Genomic DNA, 16,889 nt, shown 5'->3' with positions numbered 1-16,889 from the left:
GCCGTAGGTTCTATGGTAATTTCTTCATGATCCCTGAGGATCCCGGCATGAACCCGATTGACCTGGTGGTGACTGTGTGTGCGGTGCTCTCGCCTGCGACTTGCGAGGAGCAGCATCTGGTGTTCAACTATTTCGGGTCGCCCCGCCAATGCGTGATGGCCGCGCCGCCTTATATCGCGCAATGGGTCGGCGAGCATCCGAAATGGCAGGCGGTGCGGTGGCGCTGCGAATATCCGCACACGCATGACAAGGCATGAGCGGCGGCGCTACTTGGTGCAATCCTTCAGATCTTTATCGGCGATTGAGAACACCGCGTCGGCCCTGATCTCGATGCCGCGGACGATGCACTGCCGGCCGTTGGGATAGCTTACTTTGGCATCATACTGGCCCGGCTCGACGCCGATGATGCGCAGCCGCTCGTCGTGGTCGACCTCCTTGTCCTTGTCGTTCAAGCATTGGTTCGGACCCCAATCGGTCCTGCCGGCGGGAGCGAGTTGGAAGCCGGAGATCGTCTCAGTCGTCAGATTCCAGAGCCGGATTCCTTTGCCCTTGGCCTGCGCGGCGGCTTCGCCGGCAAGCGTCAACAACGCGATCAAAGCCAGAATCCAACGCATCAGCCAGTCCTCCCAATGGCGGGCCGTCATTCCCTGATCAGGCGCTCGCGGTTCCTTGCCTTGTCGAAATTCTTGGCGCGGTCAAGGCCGTTCGGAGCGATCAGCTTCGCCGAGACGAGATCGGCGCCGTCGAAATCGGCATCGATGACGATGGCGCCGGTCAGATCGGCGCCGCCGAGTTCGGCGTTTTTCAGTGATGCCCCGCTCAGGTCGGCACCCCTGAGGGTCGCGAATTCGAGGTCGACGCGCGACAAATCGGCGTTGCGCGCGTTCAGCCGTTCCAGATTGGCGGATCTCAGCACCGCGCGCATCAGCCCCATCGACTGGTTGCGCATATCGGCGCCAAGCTTCGCGTCCGCGATCGAGGCGCCAATCATGCTTGCGCCGGTGAGATCGGCAGCGATGCGCGCTCCCGACAGGTTCGCCCCGTCGAGACGTGCGCGGGCCATTTGCGAGGCGAACAGATGGGCGGCCTTCAGGCTTGCGCCGGTAAGATCTGCATCCAGCAGCCATGCCTGATCGAGGATTGCACCGTCAAGCTTGGCGTCCCGGAGTATCGTCCTGTTGAGCCGCGCGGCGCGGAGAACCGCGTTGGACAGGTCCAGGCCCGAGAGATCGAGGCCCGACAGGCGTTTGCCGGTGAAATCGGCAGGCCGCGCAGCGCTGGCTTCGGCCAGCACGGCCTCGACCTCGGGCCTCGTCATTTCGGCCGAGACCATCGCGGGCGAGGTGAGGTCGACGCCACGCATCATGTCCTGCGCGCTCGCGGTCATCGCCACGAGTGCAAGACCAAGCGTCGCGAAGGCGACCGTCCGCGTCATCACCATCTCCGCCGCCGGCCCAGTCTAGCACGTTCGCCAGGCGACCGGCTACGAGACATCTCGCTCAGTGCGGTCGCCTTGAATTCGTTGGGCGAGGCTGGTCTTGATCGCCGCAATCTCGGCCTCGCCGCGTGTGTCGCGCGGGAGACCGATAGGCACCTCGGCCACGATTCGCGCTGGCCGGGGCGACAGGAAGAACAGCCGATCGCCCAGCCGCACCGCATCGTCCAGGCTGTGTGTCACCAAAAGCGTCATCACCGGACGGCTCGCGACGAGCGTTGCAATCTCATCGCGCAGGCGTCCGGCGAGAGCGTCATCGAGCGACGCCAGCGGTTCGTCGAGCACCAGGATATCCGGCTCGACGGCAAAGGCGCGGGCGAGCGCCACGCGTCGGGCCAAACCCAGCGAGAGCTCACCGGGATAGTGGTCGCGGTGCGCTTCCAGCTCGAGGATTTTGAACAGCTCGGCGAGCCTGGCATCAGCGATGTCGGGGGCAGCCAGCCGCACATTCTGCTCGACCGAGCGCCACGGCAGCAGTCGCGGCTCCTGGAACACCATGCCGATCCGCGCCTCCGGCGGCCGCGCGATGCGGCCTGCAAAGTCGTGGTCCAATCCCAGGATGATGCGCAGCATGGTGCTCTTGCCGCAGCCGGACGGGCCGATCAGCACGCCGACCTCGCCGGACCGAAGCGCGAACTTGACCGGCGCCAGCACCTCGTGCGTTCCGCCCGCGGCACTCCTGAAGGTCTTGCCTGATATCTCGACCTCAAGCCGCACGGGGCCGCCACCTGTTTGCGCGGGCTTCGAACGGCTGCACCAGCAAGGTTTCGATGACGAGCACGACGGCAGCGAAGGTCAGGGAATAGGCCAGCAGCCGCGGCGTGTCGAACAGCTGGAAGGCGACGCCGATCTCGAAGCCGACGCCGTTCGGCCGTCCGAGCAACTCGGCAACCAGCACGATCTTCCACACCAGCGACAGCCCGGAGCGCGCGGAGGCTGCGATATAGGGCGCGAGCTGCGGCAGCACGACGTGGCGGAAGGCGCGCCAGCGCGGCATCGCGAACACGCTCGCCATCTCGTCGAGCGAGCGGTCGAGCGCGCGGGTGCCCTCGCGCAAGGTGACGATGGCGGTCGGCAGCTTGTTGATGGCGATCGCTGCAATTGCGGCAGCCTCGGAGAGGCCCGCCCAGATATAGGCCAGCACGATCACGACCAATGCAGGCAGATTGAGCAGCAGGATCAGCCAGGGATCGCCGAGCCGATCGGCGAGCTTGACCCGGCCCATCAGGTAGCCCATCGCGCTGCCGAGCGACATCGCCAGCACGAAGGCGAGCGCGACGCGTGCCAGCGTGGCGCCGAGATGCAGGAACAGCGCGCCGGATGAGGCCTCCGCGATCATGACCTGGAGCACGGCCGGCGGGGAGGGCAGCTTTGCGCCCCCGACGAACAACGCGGCGATCCACCAGATTGCGAGGAACAGGGCGAACGAGAGAAGACGCAGCACCTCAATCTCCGGGGCCTGCGTGATAGAAGGTGCCGGGGTCGAGCTCGGCTGCGGGGCCGACGAGGTCGCGGCCGCCGATCTCGGCCAGCACGCGGTAGAGCACGCGTGCATCGTTCTCCTCGTCGTCGATGCTCCGGCGCGGAATGCCGTCGCGATAGCGATCGCGGTAGGTCTTGAGCACGGCCGGGTCGGTGGCGCCGGTGAGCGGCCCGACCTTGTCCCAGGCTGCATCCGAAGTCGCCAGCAGCTCCTTGGCCTTGCGGGCCATCGCGATGAAGCGCGCCACGGCCTCGCGATGGCTCGCGGCCCAGTTCTCGTCGAAGACATAGCCGACCGCGGCGACGGCGCCCTTGGCGCCCAGCGTCGGCAAAATGTCCTCGATCCCGGTGAGGCGTCTAAAACCCTTGGCTTCGAGCTGGGCGCAGAAGTTCCAGAAGTTGAGGCTCGCATCCATCTCGCCATCGAGCGCCTTGGCAGCGATCAGGGGCGGCGCGCCGTAGACAATGGTTGCTTCCGATTTCAGGTCGATGCCGTCCTGCTTCATCCGCGCCTGGAGCAGCAGCCAGCTCTTGTCGATCGCCCCGCCGGCGACCGCGAACTTGCGGCCCTTCAGATCCGCGAGCGTCTTGATCGGCGAAGAAGCCGGCACCATAACCGCGCCGAGCGCGCTGGAATAGGGATAGAAGGTGAGCTTGGCTCCGAGCGCACGCTCGCGCGACACCCACAGCCAGTCGGACAGGATGATGTCGGCGCTGCCGGCGCGCATCGCGATCTTGCCGGCCTCGGTGCTCGCGAGCTCGGTGACCTGCAGCGACAGGCCGGCCTCCTTGTCGAGGCCGGCGCTGCGGATCGCGGCCAGCTCCCAGGAGAATGTTCCGGTCTTCTGCACCGCCAAGCGGATGGTATCCGCAGCGCGGGCCGGCACGGCTAGCGTCAGCGCCAGCGGCACCGCGAACGCCAATATTCGTCCCCAAACTCTCATCACCTTGTGAGCCGCTTCCTCTGACCGAGTGCTTTTCAGGACAATAGGCATAGCATAGCTTTGGTCGCAACCAGCGGGAGGACGCGCATGAAACTGGCCGGGCAGCTAGGACGGATTGTCGCCGCATTGGCGGTACTGGCCGCTTCCGCATGCGTGGCGCGGGCCGAGGAGGCCAATGACTATCCGACCGCGGCGCGCGCGGAATATGTCTATGGCTGCATGAAAGCCAATGGCGAGAGCCGACAGTCCATCGAGCAATGTTCCTGCTCGATCGACGTGGTTGCCTCGATCGTGCCCTACGAGCGCTATGTTACCGCAGAGACCGCGCTCAGCATGTCGCAAGTACGCGGCAATCTCGGCGTCCAGTTCCGCACCTCGGAGCAGGCGAACGCGGCGGTGAATGATTTGCGCCGCGCGCAGGCGGAAGCCGAGGTGAGATGCTTTTGATTATCGCGCGTAGGCGGTGCCATCCCTTCTCCCTTGCGGCCCCTTGCGGGAGAAGGTGGCGCGAAGCGCCGGATGAGGGGTTCTCACCGCGCGCTCAGCTGTGGAGACATACCCCTCACCCGTCTCGCCGCTAAAGCATGATCCGGAAAAGTGCGAAGCGGTTTTCCGGAAAGATCATGCGTAAACAACAAGCTAAAGCGCGATGACGATTCATCCAAATCTCATTGCGCTTTAGCGCGAGAGGAGAGGGAAGGGCAGCGCAAGCCGCGCGCTAAGTCCCGGGCTTCTCCACGTCCCATTCATTCCGAAACACGTGCCCATCGGTGTCCTTTGCCTCGGCGCGGAAATGCTTGGCGCCGTTGGAGACATAGGTGAAGCGCAGGTTGGGATCTTCCGAGATCGAGATGCCGCCTTCCATCGACAGCACCGGGCTGTCGTCCTGCGTCAGCTTGATCTGGTTGATGAAGAAGGCCGGGATATAGAGCTGCGTGACTTGGTCCATCTGCAGCCCGGAATTGTTGGGATGGCCGATCATGATCTGCGCCTCGCGCACGCGGCTCGCCGGCGCCTCCTCGCGTGCGAACTGCCGGTAGCGCATCTGGCCGAGCCGATTCCTGGCTTCCTCGACATTCTTTGCCGCTGGCGCCGAGCAGCCGCCGGAGGCTTTCACATAGACTTTCGAGACATAGAGCTGGCCGTCGCTGAGTTCGGCCACCGCATGCACGTCGGTGTAATTGTTGACGCGCACGCGTGTCGAGATCTCCGTGACATTGGCGTCCGGCCCGAGCTCGAACTTCGCCGCCATAGGCGCGGGATTGCGATCGATCACCAGTGTGATCGAACGTATACGCCTGCTGTCGCCAGGCGACAGCTTGCTGCGCAAGGTGACCGGCACGATCGCGGCATCCTCGGCGCGATAGGGCATCTCGATGCCGATGACGCCGCTGCCGTCGTTCATCGGACGGTTGCTGAAGATGTCCTGCACCAGGCCCGGCCAGGGATCGTAGGCCTCTTCGGCCTGCGCGGGCGTCGCGAAAGCGAGGCCGAGCAGGAGACCGGTGAGCGTCAGGCGGCGTGTGCATCCCGTCATGGTCATGGTCCTGCGGACGATACATCGTTCGCTGCAGCCTAGCGCGCCAGCTACTCCCATTCAATTTCCGAGAATGCTGCAGTTGCGTTGCGGGCGTTGTAGTCGTCGAACAGCTGCCAATGCGGCCGTTCCGACGCGGCCGCCTTGTCCGCGGCGGCGCGGATCGGCTCGCCGTTCTTGTTCAGCGTGCGGACGTCGGACAGCAGCGTTGACAGGTAACGCCGCTCATCGGTCAGTGCGGCAGGCCAGCCGCTCACCGGGCCATGACCGGGAACGACCCGCAGCGCCGGAATCGCCTCGAGCCGGTTCAATGTGTCGAGCCAGCCGCGGATGCTCCCATCCATGACCGGAATGTGGCGGAGAAAGACCAGGTCGCCCGCAAACAGGGTCTTGGTCGTCTCGTCGTACACGGTCAGGTCGGTGTCGCTGTGTCCGGCCGGCCAGGCGCGCAACGTCAGGCGCCGCGCTCCCAGATCCAGGATCGTCGTGTCCGAAACCAGCAGGCTCGGGGCGATGATCTTGACGGCATCGATCAGCTCGCTGCCCATGATGCGGCGGAAATTATCGAGATAGAACGGCCCGCGCGTCGCCAGTGCCTGCGGCAGCCTGCTGTGGCCGACGAAGCTGGTTCCGTCCGCAACAAAGGCGGCATTGCCGAAGACATGGTCGGGATGACCGTGAGTGTTGATAACATAGCGGATCGGCTTGGATGTATGGGCCCGCACGGCGGCCAGCAGCGTCTCGCCTTCGCGACGGCTGCCGCCGGTGTCGATCACGGCTACGGCCTCATCGCCCACGACGAAGCCGACATTGGCAATGTCGCCCTCGTTCTCGCGGTTCATCAGGGCGATGGTCCCGGAGTGTACGAAGATTCCAGGTGCGACTTCGCTCACAGGCAATTCGGCCGCCCCGGCGCGTGCTAGCGTCGCGAGTCCCAGGGACAAGGCTGCGATCACGAGAGCGATGCGAGACACTTTTCCGCCTCAGTTCAAAGGGTTTGTCTCATTGCACTGCAACAAAGCGAGGCCGGCACAAACATGGCACACATGGCGCGTCATGCGTTGCATGGATAACATTCAACCAAAACGAGGAGGAAGCGCGATGACGCAGGCCGGACGACATCGTCGCTGGATGTTTTCGCTGTGGGTCGTGGTTGCATCCTGTGCGTTCGGCGGTGTCGCCAGCGCGCAGACCAACGAAACCGGCGACCTCTCGTTCGAGCTGGTCGATCCCAAGGTGCTGCGGGTTTGCGCCGATCCGCGCAACCTGCCGTTCTCCAACGAGAAGGGCGAGGGGTTCGAGAACAAGCTCGCCGAATTCCTGGCGGACAAGCTGCAGAAGAAGCTCGACTACGTCTTCTTTCCGCAGGCCACCGGTTTCGTGCGGATGACGCTGGGCGCCCATCGCTGCGACGTCATCATGGGCTTCCCGCAAGGTGACGATCTCGTGCAGGGCACCAATCCCTATTACCGCACGACCTATGCGCTGGTCGCGAAGGTCGGCAGCGGGCTCGAGGATGTCGACACGCTGGAGGACGCGCGCCTGAAGGGCAGGCACATCGGCATCGTCGCCGGCACGCCGCCGGCGACCAACATGGCGTTGGCCGGCCTGATGGGCGACGCCAAGCCCTATCCGTTGATGATCGACACGCGCTTCGACAATTCGGCGCAGGCGATGATCGATGACCTCGTCGCCGGAAAGATCGATGCCGGCGTATTGTGGGGACCGATGGCCGGCTACTATGCGAAGAAGGCCGGTTCTTCGCTTCACGTCACGCCGCTGGTGAAAGAAACCACCGGCCCGAAGCTGGTCTATCGCATCGGCATGGGCGTGCGCCCTGCCGACCAGAACTGGAAGCGGCAATTGAACAAGCTGATCCAGGAGAACCAGGGCGAGATCAACAAGATCCTGCTCGATTTCGGCGTGCCGCTGCTGGATGAGAGTGATCGGCCGCTCGGCGCGGAGACGGCCAAGAAGACGCCGTGAGATGGCCTGTTGCCGCTGCGCTGGCTGCCGCCATCCTGGCGGCGCCGGCATTTGGGCAGCAGCAGGAGCCGTTCGAGCCCGAGGGCTATCGCACCGACAATTATCGCGCGCCGGTGCCGGCGACGCTCGCTGGCGCGCGCGTGCTCACGACGGAGGAGGCGGAGACGATCTGGCGCGCGAACAGCGGCGCCTTCGTCGACGTGATGCCGCGCCCGCCGAAACCGAAGAACCTTCCTGCCGGCACGGTGTGGCGCGACGCGCCGCGCAGGAACATTCCGGGCAGCATCTGGCTGCCCGACACCGGCTACGGCACGCTGCCATCCGCCATGGACGATTATCTCCAGCGTGGCCTCGCGCGCGCCTCCCGCGGCGACAAGGCCGCGCTGCTGGTGATCTATTGTCTGGCCGACTGCTGGATGTCCTGGAACGCCGCCAAGCGTGCATTGGCGTCCGGCTATTCCAATGTCGCCTGGTATCCTGATGGCACCGACGGCTGGGAGCGGGCAAAACTGCCGACCGAGGAAGCGCACCCGGAGCCCCGCCCGGACCAGTAACGATTGGGCGTAGGTTCTCTGCCTGTCCCTGCAAGCGGGAGAGGCAGAGACAGTGCTACGGCTTCTGCTTCTGCAGCTTGGTCAGCGTCCCTGTGCCGTTGGTCTCGGTCGCCGAATACGTCACGCTGTCGCCGGCATGGACGGCGTCCAGCATCGCGGCATCCTTCGCCTTGTACTCCTGGAGCGCGCCGGCGCTGCCTGCGCTGGCGCCGACCGTGCCTTTCTGTGTCTGCTGGATCGAGATCGTGCCGTTGAGCCGATCGATCCGCGTGATCATCCCGGTCATATCGTCAGCAAGGGCGCTCGTTGCGAGCATGCTGAGCGCTGCAGCGCCCGCGAAGACGAATATTTTTGTTCCCATCGAGACCTCCCGACGTCTGGAGTTCATTTCGACAAGCTATCCTGGATCGATTTGGTTCCGGCAGATAGCGCCGCAAAAGAGCTAACGATCCCGTGGCGATCGCGGGAACCCGCCGCGGGCCATCGGCGCGACCGACGCTATTCCATTTCCTGCTGGATCACGCGTCCGAGCGCGAACAGCCGCTGGTCGATCGCGGTTGGAACTTCGCAGACGAAGCGCACCACTTTGTGGCGGTCCTCGAAAATTCGGGTCTTCCAGATCAGCTCGTTACTGAGCGCCTCGACCTTGGCGTCGTCGCGTGGCGTGGCGCCCTGGAGCGCTTGGAGTTCGAGCGTCTCCTCGCGGATCTTGTCGGCGGCATCGCGTTGCTTGCGGCTGACGCGTTCGAGCCCGCTCATGACCTGCGAGCGCTGGGCGTTGAGCGTGTCGAATAGGCCGGCGAACAGGAGCTTTGCATTCGTCGCCTTGTCGCTGCCGGAAGCCGCCAGAAATTCCTTCACCGATTTCTCGGCTTCCTCGAGGGGCGTCTTGCGCGCCGACAGTTTTGCCACCAGCGCGCTGATCTTGGCGTCGTCTTTCCACTTGGTCTCGGCGTCGCCGAGCGGCGGTCCGGCCCAGACCGCCGCGAGCGAGATCTCCGGCACTTTTGCCTGTGTGCACGGCCAGTCGGGGTAGCGCGGGTCGGCCGCGCGCGCCGCCGCGCTCGCAACAGCGAACGCCAGAACAGCCGTCGCCAGAACCCGAAGCTTCATCCTTCGCCTCCCGCAGGCCCGCGTCGCGCCAGCCCGCGCGAGGGATCATAGGCCAAAATCGCGCCGATCATGAAGACGATTGTGCAGATCACGACCACCGCCAGCGAGATCCAGTTGATCTGCCCATAAAGTGCGAAGCGGATCAGCTCGACCGCATGGGTGAACGGATTGGCCTCGCAGACATAGTAGAGATAGGGGCTGCCCTCCTGCACCCGCCAGAGCGGGTAGAGCGCGGAGGAAGCGAAGAACATCGGGAAGATCACGAAGTTCATCACGCCGGCGAAGTTTTCCAGCTGCTTGATGCCGGAGGAGATCAGCATGCCGAGCGAGCCCAGCATCAACCCCGACAGGATCAGCGCCGGCAGCACGGTGAGATAGCCCGATGGCGGCGGGGTGATGTCCCAGAACCAGGCGATGAAGAGGAACGCGTAGACCTGGAGCAGCGACACCGCGGTCCCCGCAAGCAGCTTGCAGAACAACAGGAACCCGCGCGGCAGCGGGCTCACCAGCAGCGTGCGCATATTGCCCATCTCGCGGTCATAGACCATCGACAGCGAGGACTGCATGCCGTTGAAGAGCTGGATCATCGCCATCAGCCCGGGCGCGATATAGACCTCGTAGAGGATGTAGGTCTCGTAGGGCGGGATGATGGAGATGCCTAGCACCTGGCGGAAGCCGGCGGCGAAGATGAACAGCCACACCAGTGGTCGCACCAGCGCCGAGACGAAGCGCTCGCGCTGATGCAGGAAGCGCAATCCCTCGCGCCAGACGATGCCGATGAGGCAAGTCAGGTACTCGGCGCCAGAGAAGCCGCGCGGCGCCTCGCGCGTGGTGATGCTGCTCATGCGCCACCTCCCGGCATCGTTTGCGTGCCGGTCAGACGCATGAAGGCGGTGTTGACGTCCTGCGCGCCGGCCTCTGCGATGACGCGGCTCATCGGCCCCTGTGCCAGCACCTTGCCCTGGTGCAGCACCACGAGATCGTCACCGGGCAGGATCTCGTCGAACAGATGCGTGGCCCAGAGCACGCCGATGCCTTGCTCGGTCACGAGCTGGCGGACATGGCTGATGATGTCGGCGCGCGCCTTGACGTCGAGGCCGACGGTCGGCTCGTCGAGCAACAGCAGCCGCGGCCGGTGCAATAGCGCGCGGGCGATCTCCAGCCGCCGCATCTGCCCGCCCGAGAGGTCGCGCACCTTGCTGCCTGCGCGCTCGGAAAGGCCGATGCGGCCGAGCAGCTCGGCACTGCGCGCGGCGGCCTCGCGGCGGCTGATGCCGTGCAGCGCGGCGTGATAGAGCAGGTTCTGCGTCAGCGACAGATCGAGATCGAGCGTGCGCGGCTGGAACACGACCCCGAGCAGCCGCAGCGCTTCGCCGGGACTCTTGCTGACGTCATGGCCGAAGATGGAAACACGGCCGGACTGGATGCCGAACAGGCGCGTGATCAGCGAGAACAGCGTGCTCTTGCCGGCACCGTTGAGCCCGAGCAACGCGGTGAAGCTTGCGGGTTGCACATTGAAAGACACCTCCATCAACGCGCGCCGCGGGCCGTAAGAATGGCTGATGCCGTCGATCGACAGTGCAGGCACGGTGGCCGGATGCGATCCTGGCGCCTCGCGTGGCTCAGTGATGGGGACAGGGCTGGTCATGGCGCGATCGTGATCCCCCAGGGCAGTTCGCCCACCTGAATGGTCTTGATCACCTTTTGCGCGGCGACGTCGATCACGGACACGTCGTTCGATACGCCGTTGGTGGTGAGCAGATATTTCTCATCGGGCGTGAACGCCATGTGCCAGACCCGCTGCCCGACCAGGAGATATTTCGTCACCTTGCGCGTCGCGACGTCGACCACGGCGATGCGGTTGGCAGGGCCGAGCGCGATGAAAGCGGTCTTGTCGTCCTTGGTCATGCCGATGCCGACCGGCTGGATCGCTTCTTTCCGCAGGCCCGGAATCTCGAACGTGACCTTGCCGATCACCTCGTGCTTCCCGGGGTCGATGATAGAGACGGTGCCGCCGATCTCCGAGGACACCCAGAGCTCCGAGCTGTCGTGCTTGAACTCGGCAAAGCGCGGCCGCGCATCGACCAGCACGTTGGCGACGATCTGGCGCGAGCTGGTATCGATGAAATGCGCCATGTTGGTGGTTTCGGACGTGTTGATCAGCGTCTTGCCGTCCGGGCTGATGGTCATGCCCTCGGGTTCGACGCCGACCTGGATGTCGCCGAGGCGCGCGCGCTTCTCGAGGTCGATCACGGTGACCGTGTTGTCGTTCTCGTTGGCGACATAGAGGATCTTGCCGGCGGCATCTTGCGCGAACAATTCGGGGTCGGGCCCGGAGGGCAGACTGTCGACCACGCTTTGCGTCTTGGCGTCGATCAGCTGGATGGTGTCGTCGTCGCCGACCGCCACCATCACGAACTTGCCGTCACGCGTGAACTCGATGCCGCGCGGACGCTGGCCGACCTTGATGGTCTTGGTCACGGTCCAGCTGTCGGTATCGATCACCGACACTGTGTTGCTCTTCTCGTTCGACACATAGGCGATGAACGCATGTGCAGGTGCCACGGCCAGTGCCAGTGCAGCGAACAGTGATAGGCGCAATATCTGCGTATGCAAGGGAGCTTGCTCTTCGATTCGTTGAAACTGCTCGCGGGCTTGTTTCACCGCAGGCGGGGGAGGGGGCGCAGCGTCGTCGCGGTGCCAGCTCGAACTCATCTCAAATCGCTCACTTCAACTTGCATTTGCTCTCCGGACGATCGTAGCCGAGCGTGTCGAGCTCGGAGACCTGATGCAAGAATCCTTCCTGCGGCGACACCGACACGACCATGCGGCCGTCCACCAGCAGGATGGGCTGGCGCAGCTGCAGATTCCAGTCGCGCAGCGTCAGCCGCGTGCCCTTGAAGGCCGCGACGGAGAAATCCGGGCCCTTGACGAAGTCGGCCACCTTCTTCACGTCGCCGGAATTGGTGCGCGAGGTGGCTTCGCCGATCATGCGCACCGCGGTCCAGGCCTGCATGTCGAGCGCGGTCATGCGCCGCGAGTTCAGCTTGATGAAGCGGTTCTGCATCTGGATCGCGCCCCACTGGTCCTGAGATGCGTCCCAGCTGCGCGGCACCAGGCCGGCCGAGCCCGCGACCGGGCGCGGATCCCAGGTGCGATAGGGCAGGTACGCACCGAATACCTCGCTCTCGTCGGCGACGACCAGCACGTCATAGGCCGGCGCCTGCTGCGTGAACACCGGCATCTGGCGCTGGATCAGCGTGACGCCCGAGTCGGTGCGGCGAGCGCCGCCCTTATCTTCGAACGTGCGCTCCTGCACGATCTTGGCGCCGAACCGCGTCGCGGTGCGCCTCAGCGCGTCGGCGAACAGTTTGTCCTCGTCATGGGAGCCGACCACCAGCAGCCAGCGCGACCACTTCTTCCACACCAGGTATTGGCCGAGCGCATCCGCCAGCATTGCGCGGGTCGGGGCGGTATGGATGACGTTGGCGCGGCAATCGGTCTCGCGCAGCCGTTCGTCGATCGCGCCGACGTTGAACAGCAGCGTGCCGCGCTCGCGCAGGGCATCCGAGACCTTCAGCAGCGCATCGGCCGGCAGGTCGGCGATGATGAAGCCGTTTTTCTCGGCAAGCGCGGTCGCTGCCTGTACCGCGTCCTCACCTTCCTTGATGCGGCGTTCCTCCAGCGTAAACCGCTGGCCTGTGAATTTTCCGGTGGTGTTGTTGTCCTCGATGGCGAGGCGCGCGCCGGCGACGCCGTCATTCTCCGCGGGCTGCTCGACCAGCGACAGCGTCGATCGGGCAGCGGCGACGCCGAGATAGCCGACGCCGATCGCGACAGGCTCGGCCGCGAGCGCGCTCGTCGCGGCAAGACCAAAGCCGATCAGGCCGGCCAACCATCGGATCATGTTTCCTCCAGACGATCTCCCCGGCTTGACCGCCGGTGAAGAATTGTCTCTGCTTCAAGCATGACCAATTTGTCAGGGCATGCAACCCCGCATTTCGTCTCCGCGCGCGCGACGCCGGGAATCAAGATCATGCGAGCATTGATATGTCTCGCCGCTCTGTTGTGGATGGGCTCGGCCGCGCTCGCCGATCCGCCGAAACTCGCGGTGTTCGATTTCGAGCTGATCGACACCAGCCTGCCCGGCGAGTTCTACGGCTCCAAGCCCGAGCAGGGGCGGCTCGAGCGCATCAGCGAGCAGCTGCGCAAGGAATTGGCAGATTCGGGCCGGTTCCAGGTACTCGACATCGCCCCGATACGGGATGCCGCCCGTCACGCGAACTTGCAGGCCTGCGGCGGCTGCGACCTCAAGCTCGCCGGGCAGCTCGGCGCCGATTTGGAAATCACCGGCCTCGTGCAAAAAGTCTCGAACCTGATCATCAATCTCAACGTCTATTTGCGCGACGTGAAGACCGGCAACATGATCACGGCCGCCAGCGCCGACATGCGCGGCAACACCGATGAATCCTGGTCACGCACGATGAGCTATCTCATCCGCAACCGCTTGCTGGCGCCGAACTACGGCAAGCCGTGAGGTCTTCGCCTCTCCCCGCAAGCGGGGCGAGGAAGAAGAGAATCACGCCGTCAATCTTGCCGCGTGCCAGTGCAGGTGATCGCTCATGAAGGTCGAGATGAAATAGTAGCTGTGGTCGTAGCCGGCCTGCCGCCGCAGCGTCAGCGGGATGCCCGCCTTTGCGCAGGCGGCTTCGAGCAGCTCCGGCTTGAGCTGTTCCTTCAGGAAATTGTCGGCCTCGCCGACGTCGACCAGGAAGCCGGAGAATTTCGCGCCGTCCTCGACCAGCGCCACGGTGTCGTGATTGCGCCAGGCGTCCTTGTTCGGCCCGAGATAGCCGGTCAGCGCCTTGATGCCCCACGGCACGAGCGAGGGCGCCACGATCGGCGCGAACGCGCTGGCCGCGCGGTAGCGATGCGGGTTGCGCAGTGCCACAGTCAGCGCGCCGTGGCCGCCCATCGAGTGCCCCATCACCGATTGCCGCTTGGCATCGACCGGAAAATTCTCCGCCACCAGCTTTGGCAATTCGTCCGTCACGTAGCTCCACATGCGATAGTTACGCGCGAAAGGCTCCTGGGTGGCGTCGACATAGAAGCCGGCGCCGAGACCAAAATCATAGGCGTTGTTGGCATCGCCCGGCACGTCGGGCCCGCGCGGTGAGGTGTCGGGCGCGACGAAGATCAGGCCGAGCTCGGCGCAGGCTTTGCGGAATTCGCCCTTCTCGGTGACGTTGGCATGCGTGCAGGTGAGCCCGGAGAGGTACCAGACCACGGGCAACTTGGCGCCATCGGCATGCGGCGGGACATAGACCGAGAACACCATGTCGGTTCCGGTCGCCTGGCTGGCGTGGCGATACACGCCCTGCACGCCGCCATAGGATTTATTGGTCGAGACAGTCTGGATCGTCATGCCTGAAAACTCCGTGGCATCTCACCACATCAAGATTGCAACTCTTGTGTGACCGAATTCGTGGCGGCTCGTGTCGTCAGGCGACGCCGCTGTCGATCGCCAGCCGCACCAGCTCGACCGAAGTCTTCACCCCGAGCTTCTGGCGCATGATGGACGAGGTATTGGCCACCGTCTTGTAGGACGATTGCACCAGCCAGGCGATCTCCGACAGGCTCTTTCCGGCACTCAGCAAGCGCAAGATCTCCATCTCGCGCGCGTTCAGCTTCGACAGCGGACTTTGCGCCAGCGCGGGTCCGGCAAAGGCGATGCTGCGCGCGATCGCGGTCGGAAGGTAAGTCCCGCCGCCCCCGACGGCACGGATCGCCTCGACGAGATCGTCGGGATCGCCGGTCTTGGAGACATACCCCTTTGCGCCGCACTCGATCGCGCGCGCGGCGAAGGCGGGGTCGTCGTTCATGCTGAACATGATGATGCGGGCCTCGGGCGCGCGCTCGAGGATGCGGCGCGCGAGCTCGAAGCCGGAGACGGTCGGCAGGTTGATGTCGATGATGCAGAGCTCGGGGCGTTCGACGATGAAGACGCTCTCGCCGTCTTCGGCGTCGGCGGCCTCCAAGATCTCGATCTCGCCCTCGTCGGCCAACACGGCACGGCAGCCGGAGGCGACGATGGGATGATCGTCGACGATCAGAATGCGCATAGGGCGTTCCTCGCGACAGCCCGTTCCCCTGATAGGATGGCCTGTTCTGCGCCGCATGAGATTACCAGGTGAGACGCGCGTGTCTCATGTGGCCTCATGCAACCCGGCCGGGATTGCTGTACGCTTCCGATTAGATATCGGGCGCTTCGTCTCTGTCAACGTCATCGGACAGGCGCGGGCATTCTTCGCGAGGCACAGGCGATACCAATGTGGCAAAATCTATCCTTGCGCGGACGCATCAACCTCTTGCTGGCGCTGCTGCTGGCGCTGGGGCTCGCCGTCAATATCGGCCGCCAGGTCGCGGAAGCAGGTCCCCGCGTGCAGGCCGAGGACCAGAGCGTGATCCGCCTTGCGCGCGAGTTCATCGAGATGATCGTGGCGGACCTGAACGAGGCGCCCGACCCCGATGCGAAGCTGAACCAGATCGCACGCGATCTCAGCCGGCTGCGCCATGTCAGCATCGCGCTTCACGATTCCGGCGGGAACCCGCTGACGCCGCCGCGGCCCGATGCCGACACGCGCGGTCCGCCGGCCTGGTTCGTCAGCCTGGTTCATCCCGAGCAGGCCGCGGTCAGCGTGCCCGTCTCGATCCATGGCAAGCCCGGCTCGCTCGTGATCACCGCGCATCCCGACGACGAGATCGCGGAGATCTGGGACGGCATCGTGACCCAGCTCGAGGTTGGCTCGGTGATCGCGCTCGCGCTGTTTTTCCTGATGATGACAGTGGTCGGCCGGGCGCTGGCACCGCTGCAGTCGCTGGCGGAGGCAATGGGGAAGCTCGAAGGCGGACATTACGAGGCCCGTGTCGCGCCGGGCGGCGCGCCGGAACTCGGCGCGATCTGCACCAAGCTCAACCACCTTGCCGCGACGCTTCATGAGGCGGTCGAGGACAAGCGGCGCCTTGCCGAGCGTGCGGTGTCGCTTCAGGACATCGAGCGCAAGGAGATCGCACGCGAGCTCCATGACGAGTTCGGGCCTTACTTGTTCTCGCTGCGCGCACATGCGAGCGCGCTGGCGAAGCAGGCGGACGGACGCGCGCCGAGTGCGGATGCCGTGCGAAAACATGGCAGCGCCATGCTGGAGCAGATCAATGCACTCCAGCAGTTCAATCGCCGCGTGCTGGAGCGCCTTCGGCCCGTGGGCCTTGCCGAGCTCGGCCTGCGCCAGGCGCTGGAATCGCTGTCGCGGCTGTGGCGGGAGTCGCACCCCGACGTCGCCATCGAGACCGTGATCTCGCCGGCGCTGGGCGCAACCGGTGAGACCGCCGATCTCACCATCTATCGCATCGTGCAGGAGGCGCTCACCAATGTATTCCGCCACGCCGGCGCGACCTCGGTCAATGTCGTCATCGAGCCGGTGGCGCAGGCATCGGACGATGGCCGCGGCTGCGCCCGGGTGCGGGTCAGCGACAATGGCCGCGGCATGGAGCCGGGCCAGAAGCTCGGCTTCGGCCTCGTCGGGATGCGCGAGCGGATCCTGGCGCTGGGCGGCACGCTCAACGTCGTCTCCGGTGACGGGGGCCTGACCGTCGAGGCGCTGATTCCGACGGCATCCCCCTGACCGCGCCCGAAGCGATCGGGAAAAATTCCCGATTTGGTCGGGAAAACGGGTGCGGATATTGCCCGACCTTTTATAGCTGGTGCGCGAACGGCCCCC

21 protein-coding genes are annotated in these 16,889 nt (G+C 64.9%); 6 read left to right on the top strand and 15 right to left on the bottom strand.

The features are described 5' to 3' along the window. The first annotated feature begins 47 nt into the window (after window positions 1–47). The gene (locus EAV90_RS20575) at window positions 48–257 is read left to right on the top strand and encodes a hypothetical protein (protein ID WP_122406536.1); all 210 of its coding nucleotides are present in this window, start codon (window positions 48–50) and stop codon (window positions 255–257) included. Window positions 258–266: 9 nt separating this feature from the next. Here the strand turns inward: EAV90_RS20575 and EAV90_RS20570 are convergent, their stop codons facing one another. The 5 genes from EAV90_RS20570 to EAV90_RS20550 are packed head-to-tail and all read right to left on the bottom strand — an operon-like array spanning window position 267 to window position 3,921. Next, window positions 267–614 carry a hypothetical protein gene (locus tag EAV90_RS20570; RefSeq protein WP_129144506.1) on the bottom strand — a complete coding sequence of 116 codons (348 nt, stop codon included), beginning with the start codon at window positions 612–614 and terminating at the stop codon, window positions 267–269. A 26-nt stretch (window positions 615–640) separates the two neighbouring features. After that, window positions 641–1,435 carry a pentapeptide repeat-containing protein gene (locus tag EAV90_RS20565; RefSeq protein WP_164937031.1) on the bottom strand — a complete coding sequence of 265 codons (795 nt, stop codon included), beginning with the start codon at window positions 1,433–1,435 and terminating at the stop codon, window positions 641–643. A 48-nt stretch (window positions 1,436–1,483) separates the two neighbouring features. After that, complete coding sequence (locus EAV90_RS20560; RefSeq protein WP_129144505.1) at window positions 1,484–2,212, bottom strand: ABC transporter ATP-binding protein; 729 nt, start codon at window positions 2,210–2,212, stop codon at window positions 1,484–1,486. Beyond that, a complete protein-coding gene (locus EAV90_RS20555; RefSeq protein WP_122402185.1) occupies window positions 2,202–2,939 on the bottom strand; it encodes an ABC transporter permease in 738 nt (245 codons plus the stop codon). The genes EAV90_RS20560 and EAV90_RS20555 overlap by 11 nt, the downstream gene beginning before the upstream one ends. Window position 2,940: 1 nt before the next feature. Further along, a complete protein-coding gene (locus EAV90_RS20550) occupies window positions 2,941–3,921 on the bottom strand; it encodes an ABC transporter substrate-binding protein (protein WP_164937035.1) in 981 nt (326 codons plus the stop codon). An 87-nt stretch (window positions 3,922–4,008) separates the two neighbouring features. Here EAV90_RS20550 and EAV90_RS20545 point away from each other — a divergent pair, with 87 nt between their 5' ends. Then, window positions 4,009–4,368: a hypothetical protein gene (locus tag EAV90_RS20545; RefSeq protein ID WP_122402187.1), complete on the top strand. Its 360-nt coding sequence runs from the start codon at window positions 4,009–4,011 to the stop codon at window positions 4,366–4,368. Between the two features lie 271 nt (window positions 4,369–4,639). Here the strand turns inward: EAV90_RS20545 and EAV90_RS20540 are convergent, their stop codons facing one another. Together EAV90_RS20540 and EAV90_RS20535 are read right to left on the bottom strand one after the other, a co-directional pair. Beyond that, entirely contained in the window at window positions 4,640–5,458 is an 819-nt protein-coding gene (locus EAV90_RS20540) for a quinoprotein dehydrogenase-associated SoxYZ-like carrier (RefSeq protein WP_164937030.1), read from the bottom strand. Window positions 5,459–5,508: 50 nt separating this feature from the next. Next, window positions 5,509–6,432: a quinoprotein relay system zinc metallohydrolase 2 gene (locus tag EAV90_RS20535; protein WP_129144503.1), complete on the bottom strand. Its 924-nt coding sequence runs from the start codon at window positions 6,430–6,432 to the stop codon at window positions 5,509–5,511. Window positions 6,433–6,559: 127 nt separating this feature from the next. Between EAV90_RS20535 and EAV90_RS20530 the strand changes: the two genes are divergently transcribed. Further along, window positions 6,560–7,444: a substrate-binding domain-containing protein gene (locus EAV90_RS20530; protein ID WP_122402190.1), complete on the top strand. Its 885-nt coding sequence runs from the start codon at window positions 6,560–6,562 to the stop codon at window positions 7,442–7,444. Beyond that, window positions 7,441–7,998 (top strand): PQQ-dependent catabolism-associated CXXCW motif protein, encoded by a 558-nt coding sequence (locus EAV90_RS20525; protein WP_129144502.1) that lies wholly within the window; start codon window positions 7,441–7,443, stop codon window positions 7,996–7,998. The genes EAV90_RS20530 and EAV90_RS20525 overlap by 4 nt, the downstream gene beginning before the upstream one ends. Window positions 7,999–8,053: 55 nt before the next feature. Here the strand turns inward: EAV90_RS20525 and EAV90_RS20520 are convergent, their stop codons facing one another. The 6 genes from EAV90_RS20520 to EAV90_RS20495 all read right to left on the bottom strand — a co-directional run bounded on the left by EAV90_RS20520 (window position 8,054) and on the right by EAV90_RS20495 (window position 13,018). Beyond that, on the bottom strand, window positions 8,054–8,359 hold the full coding sequence (locus tag EAV90_RS20520) for a copper-binding protein (RefSeq protein WP_129144501.1): 306 nt from the start codon (window positions 8,357–8,359) through the stop codon (window positions 8,054–8,056). Between the two features lie 137 nt (window positions 8,360–8,496). Next, window positions 8,497–9,111 carry a hypothetical protein gene (locus tag EAV90_RS20515; RefSeq protein WP_129144500.1) on the bottom strand — a complete coding sequence of 205 codons (615 nt, stop codon included), beginning with the start codon at window positions 9,109–9,111 and terminating at the stop codon, window positions 8,497–8,499. Further along, complete coding sequence (locus EAV90_RS20510) at window positions 9,108–9,956, bottom strand: ABC transporter permease (RefSeq protein ID WP_129144499.1); 849 nt, start codon at window positions 9,954–9,956, stop codon at window positions 9,108–9,110. The genes EAV90_RS20515 and EAV90_RS20510 overlap by 4 nt, the downstream gene beginning before the upstream one ends. Continuing rightward, window positions 9,953–10,759: an ABC transporter ATP-binding protein gene (locus tag EAV90_RS20505; protein ID WP_129144498.1), complete on the bottom strand. Its 807-nt coding sequence runs from the start codon at window positions 10,757–10,759 to the stop codon at window positions 9,953–9,955. Before EAV90_RS20505 ends, EAV90_RS20510 begins: the two co-directional genes overlap by 4 nt. Then, entirely contained in the window at window positions 10,756–11,727 is a 972-nt protein-coding gene (locus EAV90_RS20500) for a YVTN family beta-propeller repeat protein (RefSeq protein ID WP_245509570.1), read from the bottom strand. Before EAV90_RS20500 ends, EAV90_RS20505 begins: the two co-directional genes overlap by 4 nt. A gap of 109 nt (window positions 11,728–11,836) precedes the next feature. Next, window positions 11,837–13,018: an ABC transporter substrate-binding protein gene (locus tag EAV90_RS20495; RefSeq protein WP_129144497.1), complete on the bottom strand. Its 1,182-nt coding sequence runs from the start codon at window positions 13,016–13,018 to the stop codon at window positions 11,837–11,839. 60 nt (window positions 13,019–13,078) lie between these two features. Here EAV90_RS20495 and EAV90_RS20490 point away from each other — a divergent pair, with 60 nt between their 5' ends. Then, the gene (locus tag EAV90_RS20490; RefSeq protein ID WP_129144496.1) at window positions 13,079–13,648 is read left to right on the top strand and encodes a DUF3280 domain-containing protein; all 570 of its coding nucleotides are present in this window, start codon (window positions 13,079–13,081) and stop codon (window positions 13,646–13,648) included. Between the two features lie 42 nt (window positions 13,649–13,690). Here EAV90_RS20490 and fghA read toward each other — a convergent pair whose 3' ends face one another. Beyond that, window positions 13,691–14,536, bottom strand: coding sequence for an S-formylglutathione hydrolase (gene fghA, locus EAV90_RS20485; protein ID WP_129144495.1), 846 nt, complete (start codon window positions 14,534–14,536; stop codon window positions 13,691–13,693). A 76-nt stretch (window positions 14,537–14,612) separates the two neighbouring features. After that, window positions 14,613–15,233 (bottom strand): response regulator, encoded by a 621-nt coding sequence (locus tag EAV90_RS20480; RefSeq protein ID WP_129144494.1) that lies wholly within the window; start codon window positions 15,231–15,233, stop codon window positions 14,613–14,615. 207 nt (window positions 15,234–15,440) lie between these two features. On the opposite strand from EAV90_RS20480, the gene EAV90_RS20475 reads away from it, so the two are divergent. Further along, entirely contained in the window at window positions 15,441–16,793 is a 1,353-nt protein-coding gene (locus EAV90_RS20475) for a histidine kinase (RefSeq protein ID WP_122402200.1), read from the top strand. The last annotated feature ends 96 nt before the right edge of the window (window positions 16,794–16,889 follow it).

The organism is Bradyrhizobium vignae (assembly GCF_004114425.1).
In the GTDB taxonomy this organism is placed as follows: domain Bacteria; phylum Pseudomonadota; class Alphaproteobacteria; order Rhizobiales; family Xanthobacteraceae; genus Bradyrhizobium; species Bradyrhizobium vignae.
Note: the sequence above shows the minus strand (reverse complement) of the source record. Positions and strands in the feature narration are given on the sequence as shown.

Excerpts from the sequence above, each read along its gene's own strand:
- EAV90_RS20490 (WP_129144496.1), top strand. The coding sequence starts at position 13,079 with ATGACCAATTTGTCAGGGCATGCAACCCCGCATTTCGTCTCCGCGCGC.
- EAV90_RS20545 (WP_122402187.1), top strand. The coding sequence starts at position 4,009 with ATGAAACTGGCCGGGCAGCTAGGACGGATTGTCGCCGCATTGGCGGTA.
- EAV90_RS20530 (WP_122402190.1), top strand. The coding sequence starts at position 6,560 with ATGACGCAGGCCGGACGACATCGTCGCTGGATGTTTTCGCTGTGGGTC.
- EAV90_RS20505 (WP_129144498.1), bottom strand. The coding sequence starts at position 10,759 with ATGACCAGCCCTGTCCCCATCACTGAGCCACGCGAGGCGCCAGGATCG.
- EAV90_RS20575 (WP_122406536.1), top strand. The coding sequence starts at position 48 with ATGAACCCGATTGACCTGGTGGTGACTGTGTGTGCGGTGCTCTCGCCT.
- EAV90_RS20515 (WP_129144500.1), bottom strand. The coding sequence starts at position 9,111 with ATGAAGCTTCGGGTTCTGGCGACGGCTGTTCTGGCGTTCGCTGTTGCG.
- EAV90_RS20520 (WP_129144501.1), bottom strand. The coding sequence starts at position 8,359 with ATGGGAACAAAAATATTCGTCTTCGCGGGCGCTGCAGCGCTCAGCATG.
- EAV90_RS20540 (WP_164937030.1), bottom strand. The coding sequence starts at position 5,458 with ATGACGGGATGCACACGCCGCCTGACGCTCACCGGTCTCCTGCTCGGC.
- EAV90_RS20475 (WP_122402200.1), top strand. The coding sequence starts at position 15,441 with ATGTGGCAAAATCTATCCTTGCGCGGACGCATCAACCTCTTGCTGGCG.
- fghA (WP_129144495.1), bottom strand. The coding sequence starts at position 14,536 with ATGACGATCCAGACTGTCTCGACCAATAAATCCTATGGCGGCGTGCAG.
- EAV90_RS20550 (WP_164937035.1), bottom strand. The coding sequence starts at position 3,921 with ATGAGAGTTTGGGGACGAATATTGGCGTTCGCGGTGCCGCTGGCGCTG.
- EAV90_RS20495 (WP_129144497.1), bottom strand. The coding sequence starts at position 13,018 with ATGATCCGATGGTTGGCCGGCCTGATCGGCTTTGGTCTTGCCGCGACG.
- EAV90_RS20510 (WP_129144499.1), bottom strand. The coding sequence starts at position 9,956 with ATGAGCAGCATCACCACGCGCGAGGCGCCGCGCGGCTTCTCTGGCGCC.
- EAV90_RS20480 (WP_129144494.1), bottom strand. The coding sequence starts at position 15,233 with ATGCGCATTCTGATCGTCGACGATCATCCCATCGTCGCCTCCGGCTGC.
- EAV90_RS20565 (WP_164937031.1), bottom strand. The coding sequence starts at position 1,435 with ATGACGCGGACGGTCGCCTTCGCGACGCTTGGTCTTGCACTCGTGGCG.
- EAV90_RS20570 (WP_129144506.1), bottom strand. The coding sequence starts at position 614 with ATGCGTTGGATTCTGGCTTTGATCGCGTTGTTGACGCTTGCCGGCGAA.